We start from the raw sequence: 25395 nt of genomic DNA, 5'->3' as shown, positions 1-25395 counted from the left end.
GGGGACGGTGGGGGGGTTACATGCGGGTGGGGGTGGGGACGCCTAGGAGGTTTAGGCCGGTTTGTAGGACGTTGAGGGTTAGGGCGCAGAGGGCTAGGCGGGAGGCTCGGGTTTCGGGGGGGACGTCGTCGTGGAGGACGTGGCACTTTTCGTAGAACGTGGTGAACGTGCTCGCGGTCTCGTAGAGGTAGGCGCAGACGCGGTGGGGTTCGGAGGAGGCGCCGGCGTGCTCGACCACTGATCCGAAGCCGAGGAGCTGGAGGGCGAGGTCGCGCTCGGCGGGCTCGCCGAGGATGATCGGGCCGGTCGCGGCGGACGGGTCGATCTCGCCCTTGCGGAAGATCGAGCGGATCCTGGCCGTGGCGTACTGCATGTAGGGGCCGGTGTTGCCGGAGAAGGCCAGCATGCGGTCGTAGTCGAAGATGTACTCGCTGTCGTGACTCACCGACAGGTCGGCGTACTTCACCGCGCCCATGCCGACCGTGTGGGCGATCTCGGCGCGGGTCGCCTCGTCGTAGCCGCGCTCGGCGATCGCGGCCGAGGCGCGCTCGACGGCCTCGTCGAGGAGGTCGCTCAGCTTCGTCGCCACGCCGCTGCGGGTGCGGAACCGGCGGCCGTCAGAGCCCAGCATCATGCCGATCTGGGTGTGCTCGGCGGACACCTCGTCGGTCAGCCAGCCGGCCATGCGCGCGGCGGCGAAGACCATCTGGAAGTGCAGCGCCTGCTCGGCGCCCACCACGTACAGGATGCGGTCGACCTTGAGGTCGCGCACGCGGTAGCGGATGGCGGCGAGGTCGGTCGTGGCGTACCCGTACCCGCCGTCGCTCTTCCTGATGATCAGCGGCAGCGGCTTGTCGTCGCTTCCGGTGAACCCGGGGGGGAACACGCACAGCGCGCCCTCGCTGACGGTGGCGATCCCGGAGGCTTCCAGGTCGGCGCAGGTCTCGGCCAGCATCCGGTTGTACATGCTCTCGCCGGCGATGTCGTCGTCGGTGAGCGTGACGCCGAGAGTGGAGTAGATCTTGTTGAAGTAGCTGATGGTGGCGTTCATGAACAGGTGCCAGAGCCGGATGGTCTCCGGGTCCTCGGCCTGCAGGGTCGCCACGCGACGGCGGGAACGCTCCTTGAAGGCGTTGTCGGAGTCGAACTTGACCCGCGCCTCCTGGTAGTACTCACTGCCCTCGCCGGCCTCCAGCCGGGCGATGGCGTTGCCCTCGCCGATGTCGAGGAGGTGCTCGATGAGCATGCCGAAGGGGGTGCCCCAGTCGCCGAGGTGGTTCTGCCGGATGAGGCGGTTGCCGAGGTGTTCGAGGATGCGCACCAGGGAGTCGCCGACGATGGTGGTGCGGAGGTGCCCGACGTGCATCTCCTTGGCGGCGTTGGGCGCGGAGTAGTCGACGAGGACGGTCTGCGGGGGCGTGGTCAGGCCGACTCCGACGCGGGGGTCCTCGAGCGTGCGCTCGGCCTGCGCGGAGATCCACTCGTCCTTGAGGGTGATGTTGAGGAAACCGGGCCCGCTGATCTCGACGCTCTCGAAGACGTCGGTGGTCCCTGCGGCGTCCAGGGCGTCGGCGATGGCCTGGGCGACCTCGCGCGGCGCTCGTCGCAGCCGCTTGGCCAGGCTCAGTGCCACGTTCGCCTGGAAGTCGGCGAACTGGGAGGGCCGGATCAGCGGGTCGGCGCCTGCGTACTCCGGGCCGAAGGCGGTGCCCAGCGCCTGCTGGACCCGCTCGGTGAGCACGAGCTGCGGGTCGGTCATGTTCCAAGGATATCCGCTGATCATCCTCGCACCGATCGGTTATCCACAGCCTGAGCCCCGAGACCCGGATCGCCGGTGCCGCAGGGTCGAGGGGCTACCAGAGGCGGTGGGGTTTGTGGGTGGTGGCGATGCGTTCGCCTACGTGGGTGACGGTGCACTGGCGGGAGAGGGTCGAGGCGAGGACGCAGGCGGCCGCGATGCCCTTGGCCGTCGAGGAGCCGTGGGCGATGACCACGGTGCCGTTCAGCCCGAGCAGGACCGCTCCGCCGTACGCCTCGGGGTCGAGTCGTTTGCGCAGGTCGCGCAGCCGGTTGCGTTGCAGCATGGCGCCGAGGCGCGCCGCCCGCCCGCCTTCCAGCGTCTCGCGGAGCTCGGAGAACGCGTACCGGACGGCGCCCTCCATGGTCTTGAGCGCGACGTTGCCCGTGAAGCCGTCGGTGACGATGACGTCGACGACGCCGTTCAGCAGGTCGTGGCCCTCGACGTTGCCCGTGAAGTTCAGGCCGGGGGCGGCGGCGAGGAGCTCGTGGGCCCGTTTGGCGAGCTTGTTCCCCTTCTCGGCCTCTCCGCCGATGGTGAGCAGGCCGACGCGCGGGTCCGCGACGGTGAGGGCGGTCTCGGCGTACGCCACGCCGAGGTGGGCGAACTGGACGAGGATCTCCGGCTTGACGTCGGCGGTCGCGCCCGCGTCGAGCAGCACGGTCGGATGGGGCCGGGTCGGCAGGGGGACGGCGATGGCGGGGCGGAGCACGCCCTGCTGGGCCCGCAGGCGGAGTTTGCCGGTGGCGACCACGCCGGCCGTGGATCCGGCGGACACGACCGCCGAGGCGTCGCCCCGTCGTACGAGGTGGCAGGCGACGGCGATGCTGGAGCGTGGCCGGCGCAGGCTGGCGAGGGCGCCCTCCTCCATGGTGAGGGTCTCCTCGGAGCGCACGATGGGGATCTCCCCTGCCGCGTCGTGCTCGGCCAGCGCCTCGGACACCACGCGCGGTGAGCCGACCAGGACGATGGGGACGCCGTGCTCGCGCACGGCCAGTACGGCTCCCGCCACGATCTCGCCAGGGGCGTTGTCGCCTCCCATGGCGTCAAGGGCTATCGGCGGAATGCCGTCCAAGCGGTCACCTCATGCGGAATCAGTGTGTGTCCCGCATCGTAGGTGGCCGGGTGGGCTAGTGCGCGCGCCAGGGCCAGTGCCAGTCGGCGGCCCCGCGCGAGACCACCACCTTGCCGAACACCGCTTTGCCGGTGACGCGGATGAGCGGGCCGTTCGGGTCGCCGTTGTTGTCGCCGCCCGAGACGTGGCGCTTGGAGAACAGGGCGCTGCCCTCGTCGACGACGCGCGCGTTCTCGGGGACGCGGACGATGAGCTTCCCGCAGAACGAGTTGAGTTCCAGGGTGACCTCACGGCCGGGGAGCACGGCGTCGGACAGGTCGACGATCAGCGCCGCGAACGTCGAGCGCAGCACGGTGTGCCGGCCCGCGACCCATCGGCCGCCCCGGACGACCTTGCTGAAGACCGCCGTGACCTCCTGCTGGTCCGCGCTGAACGCGGCCGAGGGCGCGCGGGCGACGTCGGGCAGGTCGCGGATGAGGGGGACCAGGTCACCGACCGTGACGGCCGAGTACGTCGCCTCCAGCCGGTCGGCGTGCTCGACACTGGTCAGGCGGCCGGTGGCGAGCGCTTCGCCGAGGACCGAGGCGATGCGGTCGCGATCGGCGTCGGAGGCGCGTTGGGCGGTGTCGCCCGCCTCGAAAGGTGTAAGTGAGCTCACGTCGACCAGAGTAGCCCAACTCAAGATATGTCGCGATATCCGGAAGGTTTTACTGAGGCTTTTCGGTCGAACGGAACCGAGCCGATGCGCTGACGCGTCCGTTTAGAAAAGCAACAGACGCATGACGGACACATCAGGTTTACCGGAGAGCCCACAAGAGAGGAAAAATCTCGAGTGACCCTTACACAGACCGGTACACGGGGGTTCAGGGCCTACACGGCGAAGCACCTGGACGAGCTGCTGAAGCGGGGGGGCTTCGATGACGGGACACGGCTGCGCGTGCGCGCGGTCGCGTCCGTCCTGCCCTTCCGCACGAACGCGTACGTCGTCGACGAGTTGATCGACTGGTCGGACATCCCCGGCGACCCGATATACCGGTTGGTGTTCCCGCAGGAGGACATGCTCCCCGAGCAGGACGTCTCCCGCATCGCGGGGCTGCTCCGCGCGGACGCGCCCGCCGCCGAGCTCCAGGCGGCCGTCCGCATGGTGCGGATGGGCCTCAACCCGCACCCGGCCGGGCAGATGGAGCTCAACATCCCGAAGGCGGGCAACGAGTCGGTGCCGGGGATGCAGCACAAGTACCCCGAGACCGTCCTGTTCTTCCCCAAGCAGGGCCAGACCTGTCACGCGTACTGCACCTACTGCTTCAGGTGGGCCCAGTTCGTCGGGGAGCCGGACCTGAAGATGGCCTCGGACGACTCCGAGGGCCTGGTCCGCTACCTGCGCGAGCATCCGCAGGTCACGAGCGTGCTGTTCACCGGCGGAGACCCGATGATCATGAGTGCTCCGGTGCTCAGGCGGTACGTCGAGCCGCTGCTCGGGCTGGAGCAGCTGGAGTCGATCCGCATCGGCACCAAGTCGCTCGCCTACTGGCCCGGGCGTTTCGTGACCGACCCGGACGCGGCGGACACGCTGCGCCTGTTCTCCGCCGTGGTCGAGTCGGGCAAGAACCTGGCCTTCATGGCCCATTTCTCCCACCCCCGGGAGATGGAGTCGCAACTGGTCCAGACGGCCGTGCGCGCGATCAGGGACACCGGCGCGGTGATCCGCACGCAGGCGCCGCTGATCCGCTCGATCAACGACCATCCGGACACGTGGGTCCGGATGTGGACCGGCCAGCAGGCGCAGGGCATGGTGCCGTACTACATGTTCGTGGAGCGTGACACCGGCCCGCAGGACTACTTCGCCGTCCCGCTGGCCCGGGCGTACGAGATCTTCCGGGACGCCTACGCGCGGGTGTCCGGGCTCTGCCGCACGGTGCGGGGGCCGTCCATGTCGTCCACGCCGGGGAAGGTGTGCGTGGACGGCGTCACGGAGGTGGCCGGGCGGCGGGTGTTCGTGCTGCACCTCATCCAGGCCCGTGACCCCAGCCTGGTCGGCCGGCCGTTCTTCGCGGAGTACGACCCGGCCGCGGTCTGGATCAGCGACCTGCGGCCCGCGTTCGCCGACCGCTTCCCGTTCGACCCCGCCGTCGTCGGAGAGGGCGAACTCCTCGCCGGCTGAGCGCCGCGCCGAACCGGCCGGTGCCTCGGGTGAGGCGCCGGCCGGTTCTCGGATGTCGGGCGGTGTTCGGATGTCGCGTGGGGGGTGTTCGAACGAATCGAACGGCGAGGCGGCGGGACGGGCGGTATCTGGTCGACGACGGGCTCGGTGTCAGGCGCCCGGGCTCCGCACGTAGGTGCGGCGGGCGATCTGGGCCTGCAGGCGGGCCATCTGCCAGTGCAGCTCGATGAGCTGCTCGGCGAGGAGGCCACGTGGAATGTCCGACGGGTCCTCGGCGGACAGGTTATCGATAGCGTTCGCCAGCTCTCGCACCCCGCACCCCCACTCCATCACGGTTTCCCTCAGATCGAATCTTCGTTCGAATCATAGTGGAATGCCGAGTGCAGTGTCAGCAGATTCACCCCGCGTGTTCGGACTTCTGTACGGTCTAGCCCGTCCGATATCGGGAGCGATCCTGGGTCACCCGCCTCACCTCCGCGCCGCCCGTACGACCCGGCTCTCAGGTCTCGTACACCGGGGCGATGTAGCCGCGGGCGAGGGTGTTGGCGGTGATGTTGAAGCCCACGACGGCGGAGGAGGTGCCGGGGTCCAGCCCGAGCCTCTCGACCCCGAGGGCGTGCACGGCGAACAGGTAGCGGTGCGGGGTGCCGGGGGGCGGCGCGGCGCCGCCGTACGCCTGGGTGCCGTAGTCGTTGCGCCCGAGGACGGCGACCTCGGGCAGCCCCTCGCCCTCGGCCGACCCGGCGCCGGTCGGCAACTCGGTCACGTCGGCGGGCACGTCGAACAGGACCCAGTGCCAAAAGCCGCTGCCGGTCGGCGCGTCGGGGTCGAAGCACGTCACGGCGAAGCTCTTGGTGCCCTCGGGGGCGCCCGACCAGCGCAGGTGGGGGGAGAGATTGCGTCCCTTCATGCCCCAGTCGTCGAACACGTGGTCGTCGGACATGGGCCGCCCGTCGCTGACGTCGTCGCTCTCGACCGTCAGCGCGGGGACCTCGGGCAGGAAGTCATAGGGGATCGGCGGTTGCTTGGCCACGGTGGACTCCGATGGAAGGACGGTTTCGGTCGTCCACCATCTTGCCCCGTGCGAGGGTCAGGAGTTGTAGGCGGCGAGCACCGTCGCGGGGTCGCCGTCCATCTTGATCTGGCCCTTGTGCAGCCAGATGACCCGGTTGCAGGTCTCCTCGATGACGTCGAGGTTGTGGGCGACCAGGAACACCGTGCCGGCCTCGTCGCGCATCTGCTGGATGCGTTCCTGGCTCTTGCGCTTGAAGTCGCGGTCGCCGGTGGCCAATGCCTCGTCGATGAGCAGCACGTTGTGCGCCTTGGCCGAGGCGATGGCGAAGCGCAGCCGGGCGCCCATGCCCGAGGAGTAGGTCGACATCGGGAACTGCACGAACTCGCCGATGCCGGAGAACTCCACGATCTCGTCGTAGCGCTCCCTGACCTGGGCGGGGGTCATGCCCATGGCGTAGCAGCCGAGCACCACGTTGCGCTCGCCCGTGAGCTCCTTCATGAGCGCGGCGTTGACGCCGAGCAGGGACGGCTGGCCGTCGGTGTAGACCGAGCCCTTGTGCGGGGGCAGCAGGCCGGCGATGGCCCGCAGCAGGGTGGACTTGCCGGAGCCGTTGCGCCCGATGATGCCGACGGCGTCGCCGTGGCGGGCGACGAAGGTCACGCCCTTGACGGCGTGCACCTCCTTCATCTGCGGCCTGCCCTGGCGCCGGACGATGCGCATGAGGGCGTTGGCGGCGTTGCCCTTCTCGGCGGCGCTCGCCGCGCCGTACACGCGGTAGACGATGTGCAGGTCGTCGACGATGACCGTGGGCGTGCCGGGCTCGGGCTCGGGCGCGTCCACCGGAGGCGTGGCGGCCACGTCGGCCTGGGACGCCTGCTCGTTCGGGTGGGCCATCTGGGACAGCTCCTTGGTCAGCTCAGCCACGGCCGTACCTCTCCTCGGCCCGCCAGAAGTACAAGAAGCCGCCCGCCAACGCGGCCGCGGCCCAAAAGCCAGCGTATAGCCACAGTTGGGGGAGGCTGCTATGGGGGAAGCCCTGCCTTCTCAGATCCTCGGGGTAGGTGTTGAGGAGGAGATGGCGTATCAGGTCGATGAAGACCGAGGGCGGGTTGAACTCGAGCAGGGTCCGCGCCCAGTCGGGGGCGTCCTTCATGCGCGCCGGGATGCTGAAGAAGACACCCGAGGTGTAGAGCCAGGTGCGCAGGATGAACGGGAGCAACTGGTTCATGTCGCGGACGAACGCCCCGACGCGGGCCAGTAGCAGGCTGATCCCGATGTTGAAGATCGTCTGTAGCAGCAGCGCGAGCGGGATCAGCAGCCACAGCCAGGTGAGCGACTCGCCGGTGACCAGCACGATGACGGCGAGGACGCCCATCGAGATGGCGAGCTGCTGGAACTCCTGGATCGTGTACGCCAGGGGGAGCGCGGCCCGGGGGAAGTGCAGGGCCCGGATCAGCGACAGGTTCCCCGAGATGGACTTGGCGCCGCCGGTGACCGACCGCTGGGTGTAGGAGTAGACGAACACGCCCGTGATCAGGAAGGCGGTGTAGTTCGTGATGTCCTTCTTCTGCCCCATGATCAGACCGAACATGAGGTAGTAGACCCCGGCGTTCAGCAGCGGCGTCAGCACCTGCCACAGCTGGCCGAGCGCCGAGTCGGAGTACCGCGAGACGTTACGCGACGTGGCGTACGTCAGGACGAAGTGCCGTCTATCCCACAGTTGGCGCAGGTAGACGGGCAGACTGGGACGCGCGATGGCGCGTCGCAACCCGTGGCGCTCGGCGAGCGCGGACAGCGATTCCTTCCCACTGGGGGAGGAGCCGCCCGCCCGGTCGCCCGCCCGGGAGTCCGCGACAGCGGATTCCGGCTGACTCATGGCATGGACTCTATTGGATACCGGTGAATGTGATGCCTGCGGCGTGGCCCGCCCGGCGTGGTGCGTGTGGGACCACGGGCCGGTCAAGGCCGTCCCATGATGTCATCGCAGGTCGGCCGGGGGCTGCGGGGGCAGGGCAAGCGGGTCCCAAGGTGCGACCAGTCCCGAGGCATGTGTACCTTGGTGACTGCTTTATGCCCTATCAGGGCATTACTTACAGCGAAGTTGGTATGCGTGTGACGCCCGAGAGGGACACGTGTGACCGAACTGCAATGCGCCAGAGACTCGCTGGTGAGAAGTAGTGAGGGATGCTCACGGTCGACTGGCAGGGCGTCAACTGGTTTGACCATGTCCGCGAATTCCGGGGTGGATCCCTTGGGAGGCGCGTCCAGCATGAGCGGATCAGTGTCAGCGCCCACCTTAGAGGGAGGATTAATCCACGATGCGTGTGACCAAGGGCGCACAGATCGTCGCCGGGACCGCGCTGCTCGCGCTTGCGGTTGCGGCGTGTGGCGGCAGCGGCGACACGGCTGGCTCGAGCTCCAGCGCCGCCGGGAACGCCGGGGCGGTCAGGGTCGAGATCGCTGAACCCCAGCACGACCTCATTCCGGGCAACACCACCGAGACCAGCGGCGCTGAGGTGCTGAACGCGCTGTTCGTCGGCCTCGTTGACTATGACGCGGACAAGAAACCCTTCAACCGCGTTGCCGAGTCGATCGAGTCGCCGGACTCCACGACGTGGACGATCAAGTTGAAGGACGGATACAAGTGGCACAACGGTGAGCCCGTCGTCGCCCAGAACTTCGTCGACTCCTGGAACTACACCGCCAACGGTGCCAACGCCCAGGAGGGCAACTACTTCTTCGGCAGCATCGTCGGATACGACGATCTGAACCCCGGTGAGGGCAAGACGCCGACGGCCACGACCCTTTCCGGGCTGAAGGTCGTCGACGACAAGACCTTCACCGTCGAGTTGAAGAACCCGTTCTCCGGCTTCCCGACGATGCTCGGGTACACGGCGTTCTACCCGCTCCCCAAGGCCGCCTTCGAGTCCGAGGGCAAGCTGAAGGCCGACTTCGGCGGCAACCCGATCGGCAACGGCCCCTTCAAGGTCTCCAAGCCGTGGAAGCGCGGCACGGACCAGACCATCTCCACGGTCCGTAACGAGGACTTCAAGGAGGGCAAGGCCAAGATCGACGCGGTCGAGTTCAAGATCTACACCGACCTGAACACCGCGTTCAACGACCTGCGCGCCGGCAACCTGGACATCATGGACCAGCTGCCCGCCGAGGCCATCTCCACGGCCAAGTCCGAGTTCGGCGACCGCTACATCGAGCAGCCGTCGTCCGGCATCGGCTACATCGGCTTCCCGATCAAGAGCGGTGCCGAGTACGCCAAGAACGCGGACGTCCGCAAGGCGATCTCGATGGCGATCGACCGCAAGACGATCACCGAGACCGTGTTCTCCGGCACCCGCGTCCCGGCCGACGACTTCATCAGCCCGGTGGTCTCCGGTTACCGCCAGGGCGCCTGCGGCGAGGCGTGCACCTACGACCCCGCCAAGGCCAAGGCGCTGTTCGAGCAGGCCGGCGGCCCGAAGATGGGCGCCATCGAGATCGGCTACAACGGTGACGGCGGCCACAAGGAGTGGATCGAGGCCGTCGCCAACAACCTGCGCACCAACCTCGGCGCCCAGGTGACCCCGAAGCCGGTCGAGAAGTTCGCCACCATCCTGGACGACCTCGGCGCCAAGAAGTGGCCGGGCACCTTCCGGATGGCGTGGATCATGGACTACCCGTCCCCCGAGAACTACCTGCGTCCGATCTTCGGATCCGGTGGCAGCTCGAACTACTCGGGCTTCAAGAGCAAGGCCTTCGACGACCTGCTCACCCAGGGCGACGCGGCCAAGTCCATCGAAGAGGGCGTCAAGTCCTACCAGCAGGCCGATGACCTCATCATCAAGGACCTGCCGTACATCCCGGTGTACTTCTACCAGACGAACGGCGCGTACTCGCAGCACGTGAAGAACGTGAAGATTGACCCGTTCGAGCGTATCGACCTGTTCAACGTAGAGAAGGCCTGACGTCACCTACTCCGGGTGGTTCGGTACCCTGAACCACCCGGGGTGGGCGACAACCCCAGAGGGCAGCCCAGTTGGTTGCGGCGGGCTGCCCTTTGCAATGATCGGGAGACTGAATGGGCCGCTACGTCCTCAGGCGCCTGCTCCAGGCGATCCCTGTGCTGCTGGGCACCACATTCCTCATTTTCGCCATCGTCTACGCGCTCCCGGGTGACCCCCTGCAGGCGCTGGCCGGGGAGAAGCGCGTAGACCCGGTGTTCGCGGCGGCGATGAGGGAACAGTTCCACCTCAACGAACCGCTGATCGTCCGGTACGGCTACTACCTCCGTGACATCGTGAGCGGCGACTTCGGGACCACGTTCCGCGGGCTTCCCGTGTCCACCATCTTCGAGGGCAAGTTCCAGGTCACCCTCAAGCTGGCCCTCACGGCGGTCATCTTCGAGGGCATCATCGGCATCGGCCTCGGCCTGTGGGCGGCGCTGCGCCGCGGCAGGTGGGAGGACAAGGCCGTCCTGGCCGTCACCCTGCTGATGGTCTCCATCCCCACTCTGGTCAGCGGCTTCGTCCTGCAGCTCATGCTCGGCGTGAAGCTGAAGCTGGCGACGGGCATCGACTTCTTCCCGGTGGCCGGTGTGCAGGACGGGGTGCGAAGTTACCTGTTGCCGGGCTTCGTGCTGGCGATGGTGTCCATCGCCTACCTCACCCGGCTGACGCGTACGAGCCTCATGGAGACGTTACGCGCCGACTACGTCCGCACGGCCATCGCCAAGGGCATGCCCCGGCGGAGGGTGCTGGGACGGCACGCGCTGCGTAACTCGCTGATCCCCATGGTGACGTACCTGGGTGCCGACCTCGGCACGCTGATGGGCGGTGCGGTGATCACCGAGACCATCTTCAACCTGCCCGGCATCGGCCAGCAGCTCTTCCTGTCGGTCTACCTGCGGGAGAACCCCGTGGTGGTGGGCATCGTGACGGTTCTGGTCCTGATCTACATCGTGGCCAACCTCGTCGTCGACCTGCTGTACGCCGTCCTCGACCCCAGGATCCGCTATGAGTAACGACACCCTTCCGGCGACCGCCCCGGCGCAGCCCACCGGGCCGGCGAAGGGCAAGAGACCCGCGAGCCTGTGGTCGGACGCGTGGTACGACCTGCGGCGCAACCCGGTGTTCATCATCGGCGCCGCCATGATCACGCTGTTCATCGCCGTGTCGGCGTTCCCCGGCCTGTTCGACACCGTGGGCGTGGACTCCTCGACGTGCGACCTCGCCGTGGCCCGCAAGGGGATCAGCCCCCAGCACTGGTTCGGCACCGACAACCTCGGCTGCGACGTGTACTCGCGGGTCATCCACGGCGCACGGGTCTCGATCATCGTGGGCATCGTCAGCGCCGCGGTGACCGGGGTCGTCGGCGGCGCGCTCGGACTGCTCGCCGGCTTCTACGGGCGCTGGGTCGACGTGCTCCTGTCCCGGGTCGCCGAGATCTTCTTCGCGATCCCCTCGATCCTGGGCGCCCTGCTGATCCTCGCGGTGATCGGCCGCGACAACGCGGGCATCACCAGCGTCGTGTTCGCCCTGGCCCTGCTGGCCTGGCCGATGATCCTGCGCATCATGCGCGCCGCGGTCATCACGGCCAAGCACCAGGACTACGTGATGGCGGCCCGCGCGCTCGGTGCCGGTCCGGGACGGATCATGCTGCGGCACATCCTCCCCAACGCGGTGGCGCCGGTGATCGTGGTCTCCACGATCAACCTCGGCGCGTTCATCGCGGCGGAGGCGGCCCTGTCCTTCCTCGGCGTGGGCATCCAGTCCCCCCAGATCTCCTGGGGACTGATGATCGCCGACGCGCGCAACCGCTTCGTGGAGGCGCCGCTTCCGCTGCTGTTCCCCGCGTTGTTCCTGAGCCTCACGATCCTCAGCGTCGTCATGCTGGGTGACGCGGTTCGCGACGCGCTTGACCCGAAGCTGCGGTAGGAGAGGGCACCGATGGTGACTAACCCGTCAATCGATACGCATCCGCTGTCAGCAGAGGTCGGGCAGGAGCCCCTGCTCGCGGTGGACAACCTGCACGTGGAGTTCACGACCAGGCAGGGCGTCGTCCGGGCCGTGAACGGCGTGAGCTACACCGTGCACGCAGGGGAGTCCCTGGCGGTCCTGGGCGAGTCCGGCTCGGGCAAGTCGGTGACCGCCCAGGCGATCATGGGCATCCTCGACATGCCGCCGGCCAGGATCCCCAAGGGGGAGATCCGCTTCCGGGGCACGGACATGCTCAAGCTGTCGGACCAGGCGCGCAGCCAGATCCGCGGCCAGCGCATCGCGATGGTCTTCCAGGACGCGCTGTCCGCGCTGAACCCGGTGTTCACCGTCGGCTGGCAGATCGGCGAGATGTTCCGGGTCCACCGGGGCATGTCCAAGCGCGATGCCCAGAAGAAGGCCATCGAGCTCATGGAGCGGGTCCGCATCCCGGCCGCGCGGCAGCGGGTGAACGACTACCCCCACCAGTTCTCCGGCGGAATGCGCCAGCGCATCATGATCGCCATGTCGATCGCCCTGGACCCCGAGGTCCTGATCGCCGACGAGCCGACCACCGCCCTCGACGTGACCGTCCAGGCGCAGATCATGGAACTGCTCGCCGAGCTGCAGCGCGAGAGCAACATGGGGCTGATCCTGATCACCCACGACCTCGGCGTGGTGGCCGACGTGGCCGACAAGATCGCGGTGATGTACGCCGGGCGGATCGTCGAGGGCGCACCGGTCCACGACGTGTACAAGAACCCGGCGCACCCGTACTCCAAGGGCCTGCTGGACTCGATCCCCCGGGTCGACCAGAAGGGCCAGGAGCTCTACGCCATCAAGGGCCTGCCGCCCAACCTGCTCGACATGCCCTCCGGCTGCGCCTTCCACCCCCGCTGCCCGTACCGTCGGGACAACTGCGTGACCGACGTGCCCCCGCTGTACGAGATCAGCGGGACGCGCGGGAGCGCCTGCCACTACTACCGGGAGGTCCTCGATGGCACCCTCGGGTGATCGGATCCTTGAGGTCCGTGACCTGGTCAAGCACTTCCCGCTGACCCAGGGCATCGTGCTCAAGCGCCAGATCGGCGCGATCAAGGCGGTGGACGGCGTCTCGTTCGACCTGCACCGCGGGGAGACGCTCGGAGTCGTCGGCGAGTCGGGCTGCGGCAAGTCCACGCTGGCCAAGCTCCTGATGGCGCTGGAGCGGCCCACCTCGGGCGAGGTGAAGATCAACGGCGTCGACATGGCCAAGGCGCACGGCGGCGAGCTCAAGCGGATGCGGCGCAACATCCAGATGGTCATGCAGGACCCGTACACCTCGCTGAACCCGCGGATGACCGTCGGCGACATCGTCGGCGAGCCGTTCGAGATCCACTCCGAGGTGGCGCCCAAGGGTGACCGGCGCAGGAAGGTCCAGGAGCTCCTGGAGGTGGTCGGGCTCAACCCCGAGCACATCAACCGCTACCCGCACCAGTTCTCCGGCGGCCAGCGGCAGCGCATCGGCATCGCCCGCGGGCTGGCGCTCCAGCCGGAGATCATCATCTGTGACGAGCCGGTCTCCGCGCTCGACGTGTCGATCCAGGCGCAGGTGATGAACCTGCTGGAGCGGCTGCAGAACGAGTTCAACCTCGCCTACATCTTCATCGCCCACGACCTGTCGGTGGTGCGGCACATCTCCGACCGCGTCGCGGTGATGTACCTGGGCAAGATCGTGGAGCTGGGCAAGGACGACGCGATCTACGAGCGTCCCTCGCACCCGTACACCCAGGCGCTGCTGTCGGCGGTGCCGGTGCCCGACCCCGAGGGCCGGGAGACCCGCGAGCGGATCATCCTGCAGGGCGACCCGCCGTCGCCGGCCGACCCGCCGTCGGGCTGCCGTTTCCGTACGCGGTGCTGGAAGGCGCAGGACGTCTGCGCCGAGCACGAGCCGCTGCTGGAGGTCCGTACGGGCGGGCACCTGAGCGCCTGCCACTTCGCCGAGGTGCACGACGTCATCGGCGCGTAGCCCGGTCGTGTGAGAAGGCGGCGCCGCCACGGGTGACGGCGCCGCCTTTGTTACTCCTCGGTGGGTCAGAGGATGCTGATGTTGCCCACGCCGACGCCCACGAGGCCGCCGGTGCCGACACCGTTGTTGCTGCCCGGGCCTGCGACGATGCCGCCGCCGACGACGTTGCCGCCCCCGAGGATGCCGCCGCCGCCGAGGATGCCTCCGCCGCCGACGATGCCGCCGCCGTAGATGCCGCCACCCCCGTAGATGCCGCCACCGTAGACGCCACCTCCGTAGATGCCGCCGCCGTAGACGCCGCCCCCGTAGACGCCGCCTCCGTAGGAGAGGCCGCCGCCGCATCCGGCGCCGAGCGCCCCGACGCCGAGCGCGCTCGGGATGACGACCGCGCTCGGGACGACGGGGACCACGGGGGGCGTGCAGTAGCAGCAGCTTGACTTGGAGGCCTTGGCGGGCTTGGCCGCGTCGGCGGAGGCCATGGCGGCCGGAGCGACGACAGCGATCCCGACGCATGCCGTGGTGACCAGAAGACGACGAATCATGTGGTTACTTCCCCCTGTGAAACCACCGCGGCGAGGGTCGCTGTTCAACCGTTCGTCCAGCGGTGGTTACTGACTGTGACCGCTGAGACAGTACCCAACGCTTGAACAGGATTAAGGGCAGGGAATGGTCAGACAACGGTAATGATTGCGGACCCGTGACCGAAGAGACCTTGGTTAACGGCGAGGCCAAGTCGTGCCCCTTCGACCTGACGCGCCCCGGCCGCACCCCTTAACTGCCAGGTCAGCTCACATACCTGAGCGATGGCCTGAGCGGGGATCGCCTCGCCGAAGGACGCCAGACCGCCGGAGGGGTTGACCGGAACTTTGCCTCCGAGCGCGGTCTCCCCAGAACGGAGCATTTCGGCGGCCTCGCCGGGTTCGCAGAGGCCGATGTCCTCGTACCAGTCCAGCTCCAGCGCTGTGGAAAGGTCGTACACCTCGGCGAGGGAGAGATCGCCCGGTCCCACGCCCGCCTCTTCGTACGCGGCCGACGCGATGGAGGACCGGAAGGCGCGCTCCGGGGGCGGCACGGCGGCCGAGGAGTCGGTGGCGAAGTTCGGCATCTCCAGCACCGTGTTGGGGAAGGTCGGGCCCACGGTGGACACGGCCGCGATGCGCACGCCGGAAAGCCCTCGCCTGCGGGCGAAGGACTCCGAGGCCAGGACCACGGCCGCGCCGCCGTCGGAGGTCGCGCAGATGTCCATGAGGCGCAGGGGGTCGGCGACCATGGGCGAGGCGAGCACCTCCTCGGCCGTCACGGTCTTCCGGTAGCGCGCGTTGGGGTTCAGGGACCCCGCACGGGCGTTCTTCACCTTCACCGCCGCGAAGTCCTGCGCTGTGGAACCGTAGAGTGCCATCCGGCGGCGCGCGTACAGGGCGAAGTAGGCGGGGTTGCTGGCCCCCAAAAGCCGGAATCTCAGCCAATCCGGATCATCGTGGCGATCTCCGCCGACCGGTTTGAAGAACCCTTTCGGCGTCGAATCCGCCCCGATCACCAGCGCGACGTCGCAGAGACCGGCCAGGATCCGGGTGCGGGCGATCTCGATCGCGTGGGCCCCCGAGGCGCAGGCGGCGTAACAGGACGCGAAGCGCGCGCCCGACCACCCCAGCGCCTGGGCGAAGGAGGAGCCCGCGACGAAGCCTGGGTAGCCGTTCCTGATCGTGTCCGCGCCCACCACGAACTGCACGTCGGTCCAGAGCAGGCCCGCGTCCGCGAGCGCGCGGCGCGCGGCGGCGACGCCGTACTCCACGAACGGCCTGCCCCACTTCCCCCACGGGTGCATCCCCGCGCCGACCACGAGCGTCATGGCACGGCCACCTTCCCGGGCGCGTGCGCGGGGACACCAGGCCGGCGGTCACGCATGGGGGCGCCCCCACATCCAGACGAGCGGGCCGTCGGCGAGCGGGCCCGAGGTCAGCTCCAGCTCCATCCCGACGCTCAGGTCCGCGACGGTGAGGTCGGGGGTGACCTGGCCGAGCACGACGATGCCCTCCCGTTCCAGCTCCACGGCCGCGAGCGTCACCGGCGTGTACGGCTCGGCCGGCACGTACGGCGCGGGCGGGGGGTAGCAGGCGTTGGTGTACGACCACACCCGGCCTCTGCGGGACAGCCGTGCCAGGGCGGGCGAGTCGTCCTCGCAGCGCGGGTTGCGGCAGAAACCGGGCTGGGGCGGGAAGCAGACGGTGCCGCAGCCGGGGCAGCGGGTGCCGAGCAGATGCGTGACACCGTCCTCGATGGTGAACCATCCGTCGATCGCGAGCCGTGCCATGTGCCCAATATGACACAAGCGCTTGCTCAAATACGAGAGCGGGCCCTACAGCCCGCCCCGGTCACATCTGGCCCACCCGCGCGAGCCGCACGTGGGCGCCGGGCGGCAGCCCGAGGCGCTGCGCCGCGTCCCCGGAGTTGACCGCGAACGCGACCAGCCCGGCCGAGTCGGTGAACGCGACGAGGTTCCCCGGCGGCACGGCGGCGTAGGTGTCGCGGTAGGGCATGGTGATCTGCCGCCTGCCGAGGGACACCGCCAGGACGTCCCCGACGCGGATGCCGAGCGTCGCCAGATCGCCGGCCGTCACGGAGAGTTGCACGTTCCCGTAGCGGTCCAGGGACAGCACCTCCCCCTCCGCGGCGCCCTCGCCGACACGCGCGGTCGGCGCGGGCAGCGCGAGCAGGCGTTCCAGGGGGATCCTCGGGCCGAGGTCGGCGGGGACGCGGCCCGCGCACAGGTGCGCCGCGACCGGCGCGTACACGTCGCGCCCGTGGAAGGTCGAGGACACGGGCTTGATGAAGAACTCGTCGTTGGTTATCTCGAACGCGGCGCGCGCGCCGCCCGAGGCGAGCAGGGACCACGAGAGCAGGCCGTTGTCCGGCCCGATGAACACGTGTCTCCCCGCCTCGACGGCGACCGAGCGCCGCGCGCTCGCGGGGGCCGGGTCGACGGCGGCTATGTGCACTCCGGGGGGAAGGTACGGCAGCGTCTGGGCCAGGATCGCCGCGCCCCGCCGGATGTCCCCTGCCGGGACGAGGTGGCAGACGTCGATGATCCTCGCCTGCGGGGCGATGCCGACGATCACCCCATGGCACGACGCGACGAACCCGTCTTCCAGCCCGTAATCGGTGAGAAGCGTGATGACTGAGGTCACACTTGGTGACTGTACGTCGTAGGAACGCGGTGTCATAGGGCGTATCTCGTCATACCAGCGGGAGGGCGTTTTGGTGGGAAAGGCAACGTTTTGTGGATTTGGTGCGTCCCATATGCGGAGGCATCGCCATGTACCCCGCTCCTGACCTTGATCCTGACTTGCGGCTGGACCTCATCCTGGTCTGGGCGCTCCACGAGGAGGCCGAGGCCCTCGCGGCCGAACTCGGGCCGCCGGGACCGCCGCGCCGATCGGCGTCCGACCGCTGCGGATGAACCTCCGCCGCCGGGTGCTTCATGTTGCTTTGCGTCTCCCGAACTGCCATGAACAGGCGCGAATTCCCGACTACCATGGCCACGGGCCGCATGCGTGCGTCGTGGCTCAGGGTCGCGTTCGCGCGGACGCCTCGTTCGCTCGTCTCCCGCACTCCCCTGCCCGGCCTGCCGTCGACGTCTCCCGCGCGCCCGACCGAGGAGGACAGCATGGACACCGCACCCGACCATGGTGACAGCGAACCCGAGGAACCACCCGCCCCCCACGTCCCCGGCGAGCTGACCGGGCGCGAGCGCGAGCTCCTCGCCTTCGAGCGCCAGTGGTGGCGCTACGCGGGGGCCAAGGAACAGGCGATCCGCGAGACCTTCGACATCTCCGCGACGCGGTACTACCAGCTGCTCGGCCGGCTGGTCGACCGTCCGGAGGCCCTCGCCCACGACCCGATGACCGTGAAGCGGCTGCGGCGGCTGCGCGCCTCACGCCAGCGCGAGCGCGCGGCGCGCCGATTGGGCATGCGTCCCTGACGCCCGGGGTAGTGCTCAACGCGTGACTCATGATGTGTTGCCCGATATCGCCGGTTTGACGGCCATCAAGGCCGATCCCTCGGGGGCGGTCATCGGGCTCGACTTCGACGGCACCCTGGCGCCGATCGTCCCCGACCCCGCCGACGCCCGTGTCGCCCCGCACGCCGCCGCGGCGCTCGTCCGCCTCGGCGGCCTGGTCGGCGCCGTGGTGCTCGTCACCGGCCGCCCCGCCGCCACGGCCGTCGCCTACGGCGAGGTGCCCGGCGGGCCCGGCCTCGCGGACGTGCCCGGCCTGGTGGTGCTCGGCCAGTACGGGCTCGAACGCTGGGAGGCCGGCCAGGTGACCTCTCCGCCGCCGCCGCCCGGGATCGACCGGCTCCGCGCCGAGCTGCCCGCGCTGCTCGCCTCCCTCGGGCAGGTCGTCACCCTCGGCCGGGAGCCGGGCGTGACGGTCGAGGACAAGGGCAGGGCGCTCGCCGTCCACACCCGCAGGGCGCCGGACCCCGAGGCGGCCCTGCGGGTCCTGCGCGGGCCGCTGGCCGAGCTGGCCGCCGAGACCGGGATGCTCGTCGAACCGGGGCGCCTGGTGCTGGAGCTGCGCCCGGCCGGGATGGACAAGGGGCACGCGCTCAGCGCGTTCCTCGCCGAGCGCGGGGCCCGGTCGGTGCTCTTCGCCGGGGACGATCTGGGGGACCTCGCGGCCTTCGAGGCGGTACGCCTGTCGGGGCTGCCGGGCGTGACGGTGTGCAGCGCCTCGGCCGAGGTCACCGAGCTCGCCAAGCTCGCTGACGTCGTCGTGGACGGCCCCGCCGGGGTCGCGGCACTGCTGTCCGCCCTCGCGGACGCCATCTCAGGCGGCAGGCTCGGGCCGTGAGCTGAGGGCGATGCCGATCATCGCGAACGCGAGCAGCAGCGGGACCATGAGGAACGCCGTGTGCGTGCCGGAGGCGTCGGCGATGGCGCCGAGCACGAACGGCCCGACGCCGACGGCGACACTGGCCCAGATGGAGGCCGCCGCGCCCGCCTGGTCGGTCCGCCCGCCCGACATGGCGATCACCCTCGCCAGCCCGAGCGGGAACTGCATCGAGACGCCGAGGCCGCACAGGACCAGGCCCGCGTAGGAGAACACCGGCTGGGAGCTGACCCAGAACGCGGCCCAGCCGGCCAGGGTCACCACGAGCGCGCCCGCGAGCAGAGGGGTCGGCGCGACGCGCAGGGCCATCCTGCCCGCCGCGAACCTGCCCACGGCGATCCCGGCGGTGAACGCCGTCAGCCCGGTCGCCGCGGCCGCCGCCGCCATGCCCGTCTGGTCCGCCAGCAGCTTGGCCGCCCAGACGTTGAACAGGAACTCCATGGCCACCAGGCAGAACAGCACCCCGCAGGCGGCGTGGAAGCGCCAGCCGTACGGCGCCGGCGCGGCGGGCGCGCCGTCCCGCTCCGCGTCGGGGACCGGAGGGTCCGAAGGCATCCACACCCGGCCCATCACCGCGAACAGCACGATCGTCGCCACGGGCGTGAGCAGCAGGCCGGCCCGCCAGCCGAGTGAGGTGCCGGCGAGCACGCTGATCAGGTAGGACAGGCCGATCCCCACGGTGACGGCGACGGCGTTGGCCTCGTTGATGGCCGCGGGGCCCGCCGTCCCGTGGTGGTCGCTGAGCGCGGCCATGCCCACGTACAGCATGACCGAGCCGCCGGCGCTGGCCAGGCCGAACCCGAGCAGGGTGACGGGCAGCGCCGTGGTGGCCACGACGAGCACGACGCCGCACGCCATGGCGGCGAGGCCGGTCCAGGTCGCGCGGTGCCTGCCGAGCCTGCGGGTCAGCCTCGGCATGGCGATGCCGCTCAGCACGCCGCCGACGGCCATGGCGGTGCCGTGCAGCCCGGCGACGGCCTGCGAGATGCCCATGTCGATGCGGAGCAGCGGGAGGGCGGCCGAGAGGCCGTACAGGTAGGTGGAGAAGGTCGCGAGCTGGAGGTAGATGAGCCAGGTCGGGCGGTCCCTGGTCAGACGCGTGTGTGAGCGGACGGACGTGGTCGAGCTCAATGATCCCCCGTGCCTCGGAGCACTCCAACTGGTCACGAAGGTATCATCGGCCGAATCACCGAGAAACAGCCTTAACGGCGAGATATCCGGCACCCGGTGCACTGGAGAGGGACGTTCTCCCTGGTGGCCGCCGGACGGGACCGGTGGCCCGGCGAGGGCGGTGAGCGTTCGCCGGAGAGGTGAGCGTTCTCACTGCGGCCCGGAGGCCCCGTGGTCGAGGGCGGCGAGCTGGTCGGCGAACCAGCGGCTCGGCGGCAGCGCCGTCGCGGCGGCCCGCAGGCGCGTCCCACGCTTGGCGCGCTCCTCCTCCGGGAGCATCAGCGCGTCGAACAGCGCGTTGGCCGTGCCCGACACGTCGTAGGGATTGACCACGATCGCGTCGGCGCCCAGCTCGGCCGCGGCGCCGGCCTCCCTGGACAGCACCAGCGCGCAGGTGGGGGCGAGGATCGGCCCCTCCTTGGCGACGAGGTTCATGCCGTCGCGTATCGGGTTCACCAGCAGCACGTCGGCCATGCGGTACGCCGCCAGCGAGCGGGCGTAGTCGTCGTCGACGTTGAGGATCAGGGGATCCCAGTCCTCGCCGCCGAACTCGTCCTCGATCTCCTTGGCCGAGCGCTGGACGGCCGCGGTGTACTCCCGGTACTCGGGGAGATCGTGCCGCGAGGGGTAGGCGAAGGCCAGGTGGGTGACCTTGCCGTGCCACTCGGGATGGTCGGTCAGGAACTGCTTGTAAGCCGACAGGCCGCGCACGATGTTCTTCGACAGCTCGGTCCTGTCGATGCGCACGATGAGCTTCCTGTCGCCGACGCGCTCGCGCAGGGCGGTCATGTGCGACTCGACGTCGGGTTCCAGGGCACGGGCCCAGAGCGCGTCACCGTCGACACCGAGCGCGTGCACGCCGATGCGCGTCGTACGGCCCTCGTAGGTGATCGTCCGCTCGGCGCGGTCGACCTGGGCGCCGAGCAGGACCTCGCAGCAGTCCATGAACGCCGAGGCCCAGCGGACCGTGAGGAAACCCGCGTGGTCGGCGCCGAGTATCCCCGAAAGCAGCTCGGCGGAGATGGCGTCGGGCAGCAGCGAGAAGTACTCCGGCGGCGCCCACGGCGTGTGGGAGAAGTGGGCGATGCGCAGGTCGGGCCGCTCGACGCGCAACATGGCCGGGGCCAGGGTCAGGTGGTAGTCCTGGATCATGACGCGGGCGCCGTGCGCGGCCTCCTCGGCCAGGGCCAGGGCGAACGCGGCGTTGTAGTCCTGGTAGGACTCCCACTCCCGGCGGAAGCGCATGTCGAACTGCGGCGAGTTGGGGGTGTCGTAGAGCAGGTGGTTGACGAACCACAGCGTGGAGTTGGCCACGGCGTTGTAGGCGCGGTGGAAGGTCGCGGGCGGGATGTCGAGCATGCGCACCGGCCCGGTGTCGTATCCGGCCTGGTCGAGGCGCCCGCTCGGCGCGAGCCGCACCGCGCCGCGGTCGCCGTCGGACAGGGCGGCGCACACCCACAGCACGTCGGTCTCCTTGACGACCTCCGACAGCCCGGAGACCATGCCGCCCCCGCCGCGGCGCATCGTCAGGGAGCCGTCCTCGGCCAGCGTGAACGACACAGGGCCTCGATTGGAGGCCAGCAGAACCGTGTTCATCCGCCCATCACCACTCCTCGTCCGCCACACGGCGGTGATCCCTCGCCGTTCTTCTCCGCTGTGATGCGCACTCGGCCGCAGACTAAATTAATTTAACGCCCCCAATAAGATGGGCTGGTGGTCAGGTCAAGGCAAAGTGCAGATGGTCGAGGGGAGTCCCGCGATGGCGCTTGACGAGACGACCGAAGAGCTGGCCCGTGCCGCCGCCCAAGGTGACCACCGCTCTCTCGGAGAGCTTCTCCGCCGCATCGAGCCCGACGTGCTCCGTCACTGCGCGAGGCTCCTGCCCTACCACCAGGACGCGGAGGAGGCTTGTCAGGATACGTTGCTGGCCGTCGCCCGCAACATCGCGCGGTTCGAGGGAAGGGCACGTTTCACCACGTGGTTGCACATCGTGACCACCAACTGTGCCCGCACCACCTACCGCACGCTGAAGCGGCGGGCCGCCGAGCAGTCCTCCGAGGTGCTGCCCGACCTCCGCGCCGACCCCCACCGCGTGAGCGTGATCGCCGGCTCGCGGCTCGACCTGCTCGACGCGATGGAGGCGCTGGAGGCCGACAAACCCGACCTCGCGCAGGCCCTGGTCCTGCGGGAGATCTGCCAGCTCGACTACAACGAGGTCGCCGAGCAGCTCGGCATCCCGCTCGGCACCGCCAAGTCGCGCATCCACCAGGCCCGCAAGTACATGCAGGCCGCCCTCGGCGACGCCTACGGGTGGACCCCCTGATCTCACGGGAGGGGGGCCCGATCGTCTCGCTGCGTGAGACGGTCGGACCTGGCCGCCGATGGGCGAGGTAGAGTTCTTTTGTTCTGCCTGTGATGTCGGCGGAACCACAACTTCATATTTGCTCATCCAGAGGGGTGGAGGGACCGGCCCTGCGAAGCCCCGGCAACCCTCCCGGCTGTGGTCATACGCGTCTCCGAATGGCGCGGCACGCGACCAAGTGAGTCCGGCCGGGACAGGTGCCAATTCCGGCCCGTGACCAAGGTGGTCCGGGCGAAGATGAGGGAAAGGCCTCGCTTCATGGCGCTCGCAACCGCTCAGCCCAAGACCACGCTCGACTTCGGCCCCGCCGTCGCGCTCTCCTGCCGCGAATGCGGCACGCGCTACGACCTCGGTCCGACCTTCGCCTGCGTGGAGTGTTTCGGGCCACTCGAAGTGGCCTACTCCTGGAACTCGCCCGGCTTCACCGGGCCCTCGCCGGTCACCCGGCGGCAGATCGAATCCGGTCCGGCGAACATCTGGCGCTACCGGGGACTGCTGCCGGTGCCCGCAGACGTCCTGTCCAAGCCCAACCTCGCGCCCGGCTGGACCAAGCTGGTCAAGGCCGACAACCTGGCCCGCGAGCTGGGCATACGGAGCCTGCACGTCAAGGACGACTCGGGCAACCCCACCCACTCCTTCAAGGACCGGGTGGTCGCCATCGCCCTGGAGGCGGCGCGCAACTTCGGCTTCCACACGCTCTCCTGCTCCTCCACGGGCAACCTGGCGGGCGCGGTCGGCGCCGCGGCGGCGCGCGCGGGGCTGGACTCCTGTGTCTTCATCCCGTCGAACCTCGAAGAGGCCAAGATCACCATGGCCTCGGTGTACGGCGGCAGACTGGTCGGCATCGAGGGCACCTACGACGAGGTCAACCGCTTCTGCTCGGAACTGATCGGCGACCCGCTCGGCGACAAGTGGGGTTTCGTCAACGTCAACCTCCGGCCGTACTACGGGGAGGGCTCCAAGACCCTCTCCTACGAGATCGCCGAGCAGCTCGGCTGGCGGATCCCCGACCAGATCGTGGTCCCTGTGGCGTCGGGCTCGCAGCTCACGAAGATCGACAAGGGCTTCAAGGAGCTGATCAGGCTCGGGCTCGTCGACGACAAGCCCTACAAGATCTTCGGGGCGCAGGCCGAGGGATGCTCGCCGGTGTCGGCCGCCTTCAAGGCCGGCCACGACATCGTCCAGCCGGTCAAGCCGGACACCATCGCCAAGTCGCTCGCGATCGGCAACCCGGCCGACGGGCCGTACGTGCTGGACATCGCCCGGCGCACGGGCGGGGCGGTCGAGGACGTCACCGATGCCGAGGTGGTGGACGCGATCCTGCTGCTGGCCCGCACGGAGGGGATCTTCGCCGAGACGGCCGGTGGTGTCACCGTCGGAGTGCTGCGCAAGCTGGTGGCCAACGGCCTGCTGGACCCGGCCGCCGAGACGGTGGTGCTCAACACCGGAGACGGCCTCAAGACGCTCGACGCGGTCTCGGCCGAGGCCCGGCCTACCGCCGTCATACGGCCCTCACTCGACGCATTCCGTGCGGCTGTCGCCGATAACTCCTGAAAGGTTACGATAAATGAGCGTTTCTGTGCGGATTCCGACGATTCTCCGTACGTACACGGATGGTGTCGCAGAGGTGAACAGCGAAGGGGCCACGCTTCGCGAGGTGTTGCAGAAGCTCGAGGCCGACTTCCCCGGAATCGGGGCCCGCATTCTCGATGAAACGGGCAAGATTCGCCGTTTTGTCAACGTCTATGTCGGAGAAGAGGATGTCCGTTTCGTCGAAGGTCTGGACACTGTCACGCCGGACGGAGCACAGATCTCGGTGATCCCCGCGGTGGCCGGAGGCTGACCCCCGGAGGCTCCGCGACGCCCGTGTGTCCCTGGGACACACGGGCGTCGGCGTGTCCGGGGCCTCCGAGCGGCCTGGCTATCATAATAGAAGTTCTAACGGCTCCGGTTCTGTAGTGTAATTATCAACTAACCAAACGCGAGCGAAAAATAGTCACGTACCGCTTAGAGCGAACGTCAAGAAGTAGTTTGGTGATTGACTCTGTTGCGCCAAGCCTTGCCACAGGTATGGTCGAGAACGATCGACGTTGCCGAGGAGTACGCATGCGTCTCGGTTCCGAAGGTCACGGGCCCCGCGGAGGAGTGGGCGGGGTCCGGAGCCCAGCAAGAGGAGTCGGAAAGTGGCGCAGGGCACCGTCAAATGGTTTAACGCGGACAAGGGCTACGGCTTCATCGCGGTAGACGGTGGTAAGGACGTGTTTGTCCACTACTCAGCGATCATGTCCGAGGGCTACCGATCCCTCGAACAGGGTCAGCGGGTGGAGTTCGAGATCACACAGGGCCAGAAGGGTCCACAGGCGGAGTCCGTGCGGACTGTGTGACGCGGCCGGCGCAGTCCGGTCGGCGACCGAAGATCCACTGGTCTCTCTCAGTCAGTAGCCGGAAGGTTCGGTCTGTCGTGCACCAAGACGGGCCGAGCCTTCCGTCGTCTCCCCTTCCCCGCCTCCTTGAGCACAGGCCCAATATTCGGCATACGGTCGGAGAAATCCTTGCGCGGCCCAGGTCATAGGGGTTGTCGCTTGCACTCGACCGGGTAGAGTGCTAAACAGTTCGTTGGCACTCTCCTGTCGAGAGTGACAAACCTGGATCGAGGCGATGGGGCTTGGCGATCCACGGCGACAGGTGTCGTGGTGAGCGGGTCTACATGCCGTCGCGGGCGTCGGCTCGATCCGCTGCAAGCCACCCTGTATCTGGGAGGTCTAGCCGTATGGCAGCCAAGATGATCGCGTTTAACGAGGACGCCCGGCGCGGTCTCGAGCGCGGTATGAACCAGCTCGCCGACGCCGTCAAGGTGACCCTGGGACCCAAGGGCCGCAACGTCGTGCTGGAGAAGAAGTGGGGCGCTCCCACGATCACCAACGATGGCGTCTCGATCGCCAAGGAGA

At 68.9% G+C, this 25395-nt stretch carries 26 protein-coding genes and 1 riboswitch; of the genes, 13 read left to right on the top strand and 13 right to left on the bottom strand.

Going from position 1 to position 25395, the window contains the following annotated elements:
- Positions 1-16: 16 nt before the first annotated feature.
- From argS to NYZ98_RS39170, 3 genes are all read right to left on the bottom strand, one after another.
- Entirely contained in the window at positions 17-1759 is a 1743-nt protein-coding gene (gene argS / locus NYZ98_RS39180) for an arginine--tRNA ligase (protein WP_262850206.1), read from the bottom strand.
- Between the two features lie 94 nt (positions 1760-1853).
- Positions 1854-2873, bottom strand: a complete 1020-nt coding sequence (gene plsX / locus NYZ98_RS39175; RefSeq protein ID WP_262850204.1) for a phosphate acyltransferase PlsX — start codon at positions 2871-2873, stop codon at positions 1854-1856.
- A 55-nt stretch (positions 2874-2928) separates the two neighbouring features.
- Positions 2929-3531, bottom strand: a complete 603-nt coding sequence (locus NYZ98_RS39170) for a DUF1707 SHOCT-like domain-containing protein (RefSeq protein WP_262850202.1) — start codon at positions 3529-3531, stop codon at positions 2929-2931.
- Positions 3532-3705: 174 nt separating this feature from the next.
- On the opposite strand from NYZ98_RS39170, the gene NYZ98_RS39165 reads away from it, so the two are divergent.
- The gene (locus NYZ98_RS39165; protein WP_262850200.1) at positions 3706-5034 is read left to right on the top strand and encodes a KamA family radical SAM protein; all 1329 of its coding nucleotides are present in this window, start codon (positions 3706-3708) and stop codon (positions 5032-5034) included.
- A gap of 150 nt (positions 5035-5184) precedes the next feature.
- Here NYZ98_RS39165 and NYZ98_RS39160 read toward each other — a convergent pair whose 3' ends face one another.
- The 4 genes from NYZ98_RS39160 to NYZ98_RS39145 form a co-directional block, all read right to left on the bottom strand.
- Entirely contained in the window at positions 5185-5346 is a 162-nt protein-coding gene (locus NYZ98_RS39160; protein ID WP_262850198.1) for a hypothetical protein, read from the bottom strand.
- Between the two features lie 187 nt (positions 5347-5533).
- Positions 5534-6067 carry a YbhB/YbcL family Raf kinase inhibitor-like protein gene (locus tag NYZ98_RS39155; RefSeq protein WP_262850196.1) on the bottom strand — a complete coding sequence of 178 codons (534 nt, stop codon included), beginning with the start codon at positions 6065-6067 and terminating at the stop codon, positions 5534-5536.
- 57 nt (positions 6068-6124) lie between these two features.
- Positions 6125-6943: an ABC transporter ATP-binding protein gene (locus NYZ98_RS39150; protein WP_380708773.1), complete on the bottom strand. Its 819-nt coding sequence runs from the start codon at positions 6941-6943 to the stop codon at positions 6125-6127.
- Positions 6944-6965: 22 nt separating this feature from the next.
- The gene (locus NYZ98_RS39145; protein WP_262850192.1) at positions 6966-7925 is read right to left on the bottom strand and encodes an ABC transporter permease; all 960 of its coding nucleotides are present in this window, start codon (positions 7923-7925) and stop codon (positions 6966-6968) included.
- Positions 7926-8367: 442 nt separating this feature from the next.
- Between NYZ98_RS39145 and NYZ98_RS39140 the strand changes: the two genes are divergently transcribed.
- The 5 genes from NYZ98_RS39140 to NYZ98_RS39120 all read left to right on the top strand — a co-directional run bounded on the left by NYZ98_RS39140 (position 8368) and on the right by NYZ98_RS39120 (position 14023).
- Complete coding sequence (locus NYZ98_RS39140) at positions 8368-10008, top strand: peptide ABC transporter substrate-binding protein (protein WP_262850190.1); 1641 nt, start codon at positions 8368-8370, stop codon at positions 10006-10008.
- A 113-nt stretch (positions 10009-10121) separates the two neighbouring features.
- Positions 10122-11063 carry an ABC transporter permease gene (locus tag NYZ98_RS39135; protein WP_262850188.1) on the top strand — a complete coding sequence of 314 codons (942 nt, stop codon included), beginning with the start codon at positions 10122-10124 and terminating at the stop codon, positions 11061-11063.
- Positions 11056-11976 (top strand): ABC transporter permease, encoded by a 921-nt coding sequence (locus tag NYZ98_RS39130; protein ID WP_262850186.1) that lies wholly within the window; start codon positions 11056-11058, stop codon positions 11974-11976. The genes NYZ98_RS39135 and NYZ98_RS39130 overlap by 8 nt, the downstream gene beginning before the upstream one ends.
- A 15-nt stretch (positions 11977-11991) precedes the next feature.
- The gene (locus NYZ98_RS39125; RefSeq protein ID WP_262850184.1) at positions 11992-13029 is read left to right on the top strand and encodes an ABC transporter ATP-binding protein; all 1038 of its coding nucleotides are present in this window, start codon (positions 11992-11994) and stop codon (positions 13027-13029) included.
- Positions 13013-14023, top strand: coding sequence for an ABC transporter ATP-binding protein (locus NYZ98_RS39120; RefSeq protein WP_262850182.1), 1011 nt, complete (start codon positions 13013-13015; stop codon positions 14021-14023). The genes NYZ98_RS39125 and NYZ98_RS39120 overlap by 17 nt, the downstream gene beginning before the upstream one ends.
- Before the next feature lie 65 nt (positions 14024-14088).
- On the opposite strand, the gene NYZ98_RS39115 is transcribed toward NYZ98_RS39120, so the two are convergent.
- The 4 genes from NYZ98_RS39115 to NYZ98_RS39100 form a co-directional block, all read right to left on the bottom strand.
- Complete coding sequence (locus tag NYZ98_RS39115; protein WP_262850179.1) at positions 14089-14565, bottom strand: hypothetical protein; 477 nt, start codon at positions 14563-14565, stop codon at positions 14089-14091.
- Between the two features lie 128 nt (positions 14566-14693).
- Positions 14694-15872, bottom strand: a complete 1179-nt coding sequence (locus NYZ98_RS39110; protein WP_262850177.1) for a lipid-transfer protein — start codon at positions 15870-15872, stop codon at positions 14694-14696.
- 48 nt (positions 15873-15920) lie between these two features.
- Complete coding sequence (locus NYZ98_RS39105) at positions 15921-16334, bottom strand: Zn-ribbon domain-containing OB-fold protein (RefSeq protein ID WP_262850175.1); 414 nt, start codon at positions 16332-16334, stop codon at positions 15921-15923.
- 61 nt (positions 16335-16395) lie between these two features.
- On the bottom strand, positions 16396-17208 hold the full coding sequence (locus NYZ98_RS39100) for an SAM hydrolase/SAM-dependent halogenase family protein (protein WP_262850173.1): 813 nt from the start codon (positions 17206-17208) through the stop codon (positions 16396-16398).
- A gap of 479 nt (positions 17209-17687) precedes the next feature.
- Between NYZ98_RS39100 and NYZ98_RS39095 the strand changes: the two genes are divergently transcribed.
- A complete protein-coding gene (locus NYZ98_RS39095; RefSeq protein ID WP_262850171.1) occupies positions 17688-18002 on the top strand; it encodes a DUF3263 domain-containing protein in 315 nt (104 codons plus the stop codon).
- 46 nt (positions 18003-18048) lie between these two features.
- A complete protein-coding gene (gene otsB, locus NYZ98_RS39090) occupies positions 18049-18876 on the top strand; it encodes a trehalose-phosphatase (protein ID WP_262850208.1) in 828 nt (275 codons plus the stop codon).
- On the opposite strand, the gene NYZ98_RS39085 is transcribed toward otsB, so the two are convergent.
- Entirely contained in the window at positions 18853-20046 is a 1194-nt protein-coding gene (locus NYZ98_RS39085) for an MFS transporter (protein ID WP_262850169.1), read from the bottom strand. The two genes, otsB and NYZ98_RS39085, sit on opposite strands and share 24 nt — an antisense overlap.
- Before the next feature lie 189 nt (positions 20047-20235).
- The gene (locus tag NYZ98_RS39080) at positions 20236-21681 is read right to left on the bottom strand and encodes an alpha,alpha-trehalose-phosphate synthase (UDP-forming) (RefSeq protein ID WP_262850167.1); all 1446 of its coding nucleotides are present in this window, start codon (positions 21679-21681) and stop codon (positions 20236-20238) included.
- A 163-nt stretch (positions 21682-21844) separates the two neighbouring features.
- On the opposite strand from NYZ98_RS39080, the gene NYZ98_RS39075 reads away from it, so the two are divergent.
- The 5 genes from NYZ98_RS39075 to NYZ98_RS39055 form a co-directional block, all read left to right on the top strand.
- Positions 21845-22408 carry an RNA polymerase sigma factor gene (locus NYZ98_RS39075; RefSeq protein ID WP_262850165.1) on the top strand — a complete coding sequence of 188 codons (564 nt, stop codon included), beginning with the start codon at positions 21845-21847 and terminating at the stop codon, positions 22406-22408.
- A gap of 119 nt (positions 22409-22527) precedes the next feature.
- Positions 22528-22691, top strand: a riboswitch (SAM riboswitch).
- Between the two features lie 14 nt (positions 22692-22705).
- Positions 22706-24001 carry a threonine synthase gene (thrC, locus tag NYZ98_RS39070; RefSeq protein WP_262850163.1) on the top strand — a complete coding sequence of 432 codons (1296 nt, stop codon included), beginning with the start codon at positions 22706-22708 and terminating at the stop codon, positions 23999-24001.
- Between the two features lie 13 nt (positions 24002-24014).
- The gene (locus tag NYZ98_RS39065) at positions 24015-24290 is read left to right on the top strand and encodes a MoaD/ThiS family protein (protein WP_262850161.1); all 276 of its coding nucleotides are present in this window, start codon (positions 24015-24017) and stop codon (positions 24288-24290) included.
- 340 nt (positions 24291-24630) lie between these two features.
- Positions 24631-24831 carry a cold-shock protein gene (locus NYZ98_RS39060; RefSeq protein ID WP_248960783.1) on the top strand — a complete coding sequence of 67 codons (201 nt, stop codon included), beginning with the start codon at positions 24631-24633 and terminating at the stop codon, positions 24829-24831.
- Positions 24832-25217: 386 nt separating this feature from the next.
- Positions 25218-25395 (top strand): TCP-1/cpn60 chaperonin family protein (locus NYZ98_RS39055; RefSeq protein ID WP_316249654.1); only part of this gene is annotated, 178 nt, incomplete at its 3' end.

Source organism: Sphaerisporangium corydalis, from assembly GCF_025506355.1.
GTDB classification, from domain to species: domain Bacteria; phylum Actinomycetota; class Actinomycetes; order Streptosporangiales; family Streptosporangiaceae; genus Sphaerisporangium; species Sphaerisporangium corydalis.
Note: the sequence above shows the minus strand (reverse complement) of the source record. Positions and strands in the feature narration are given on the sequence as shown.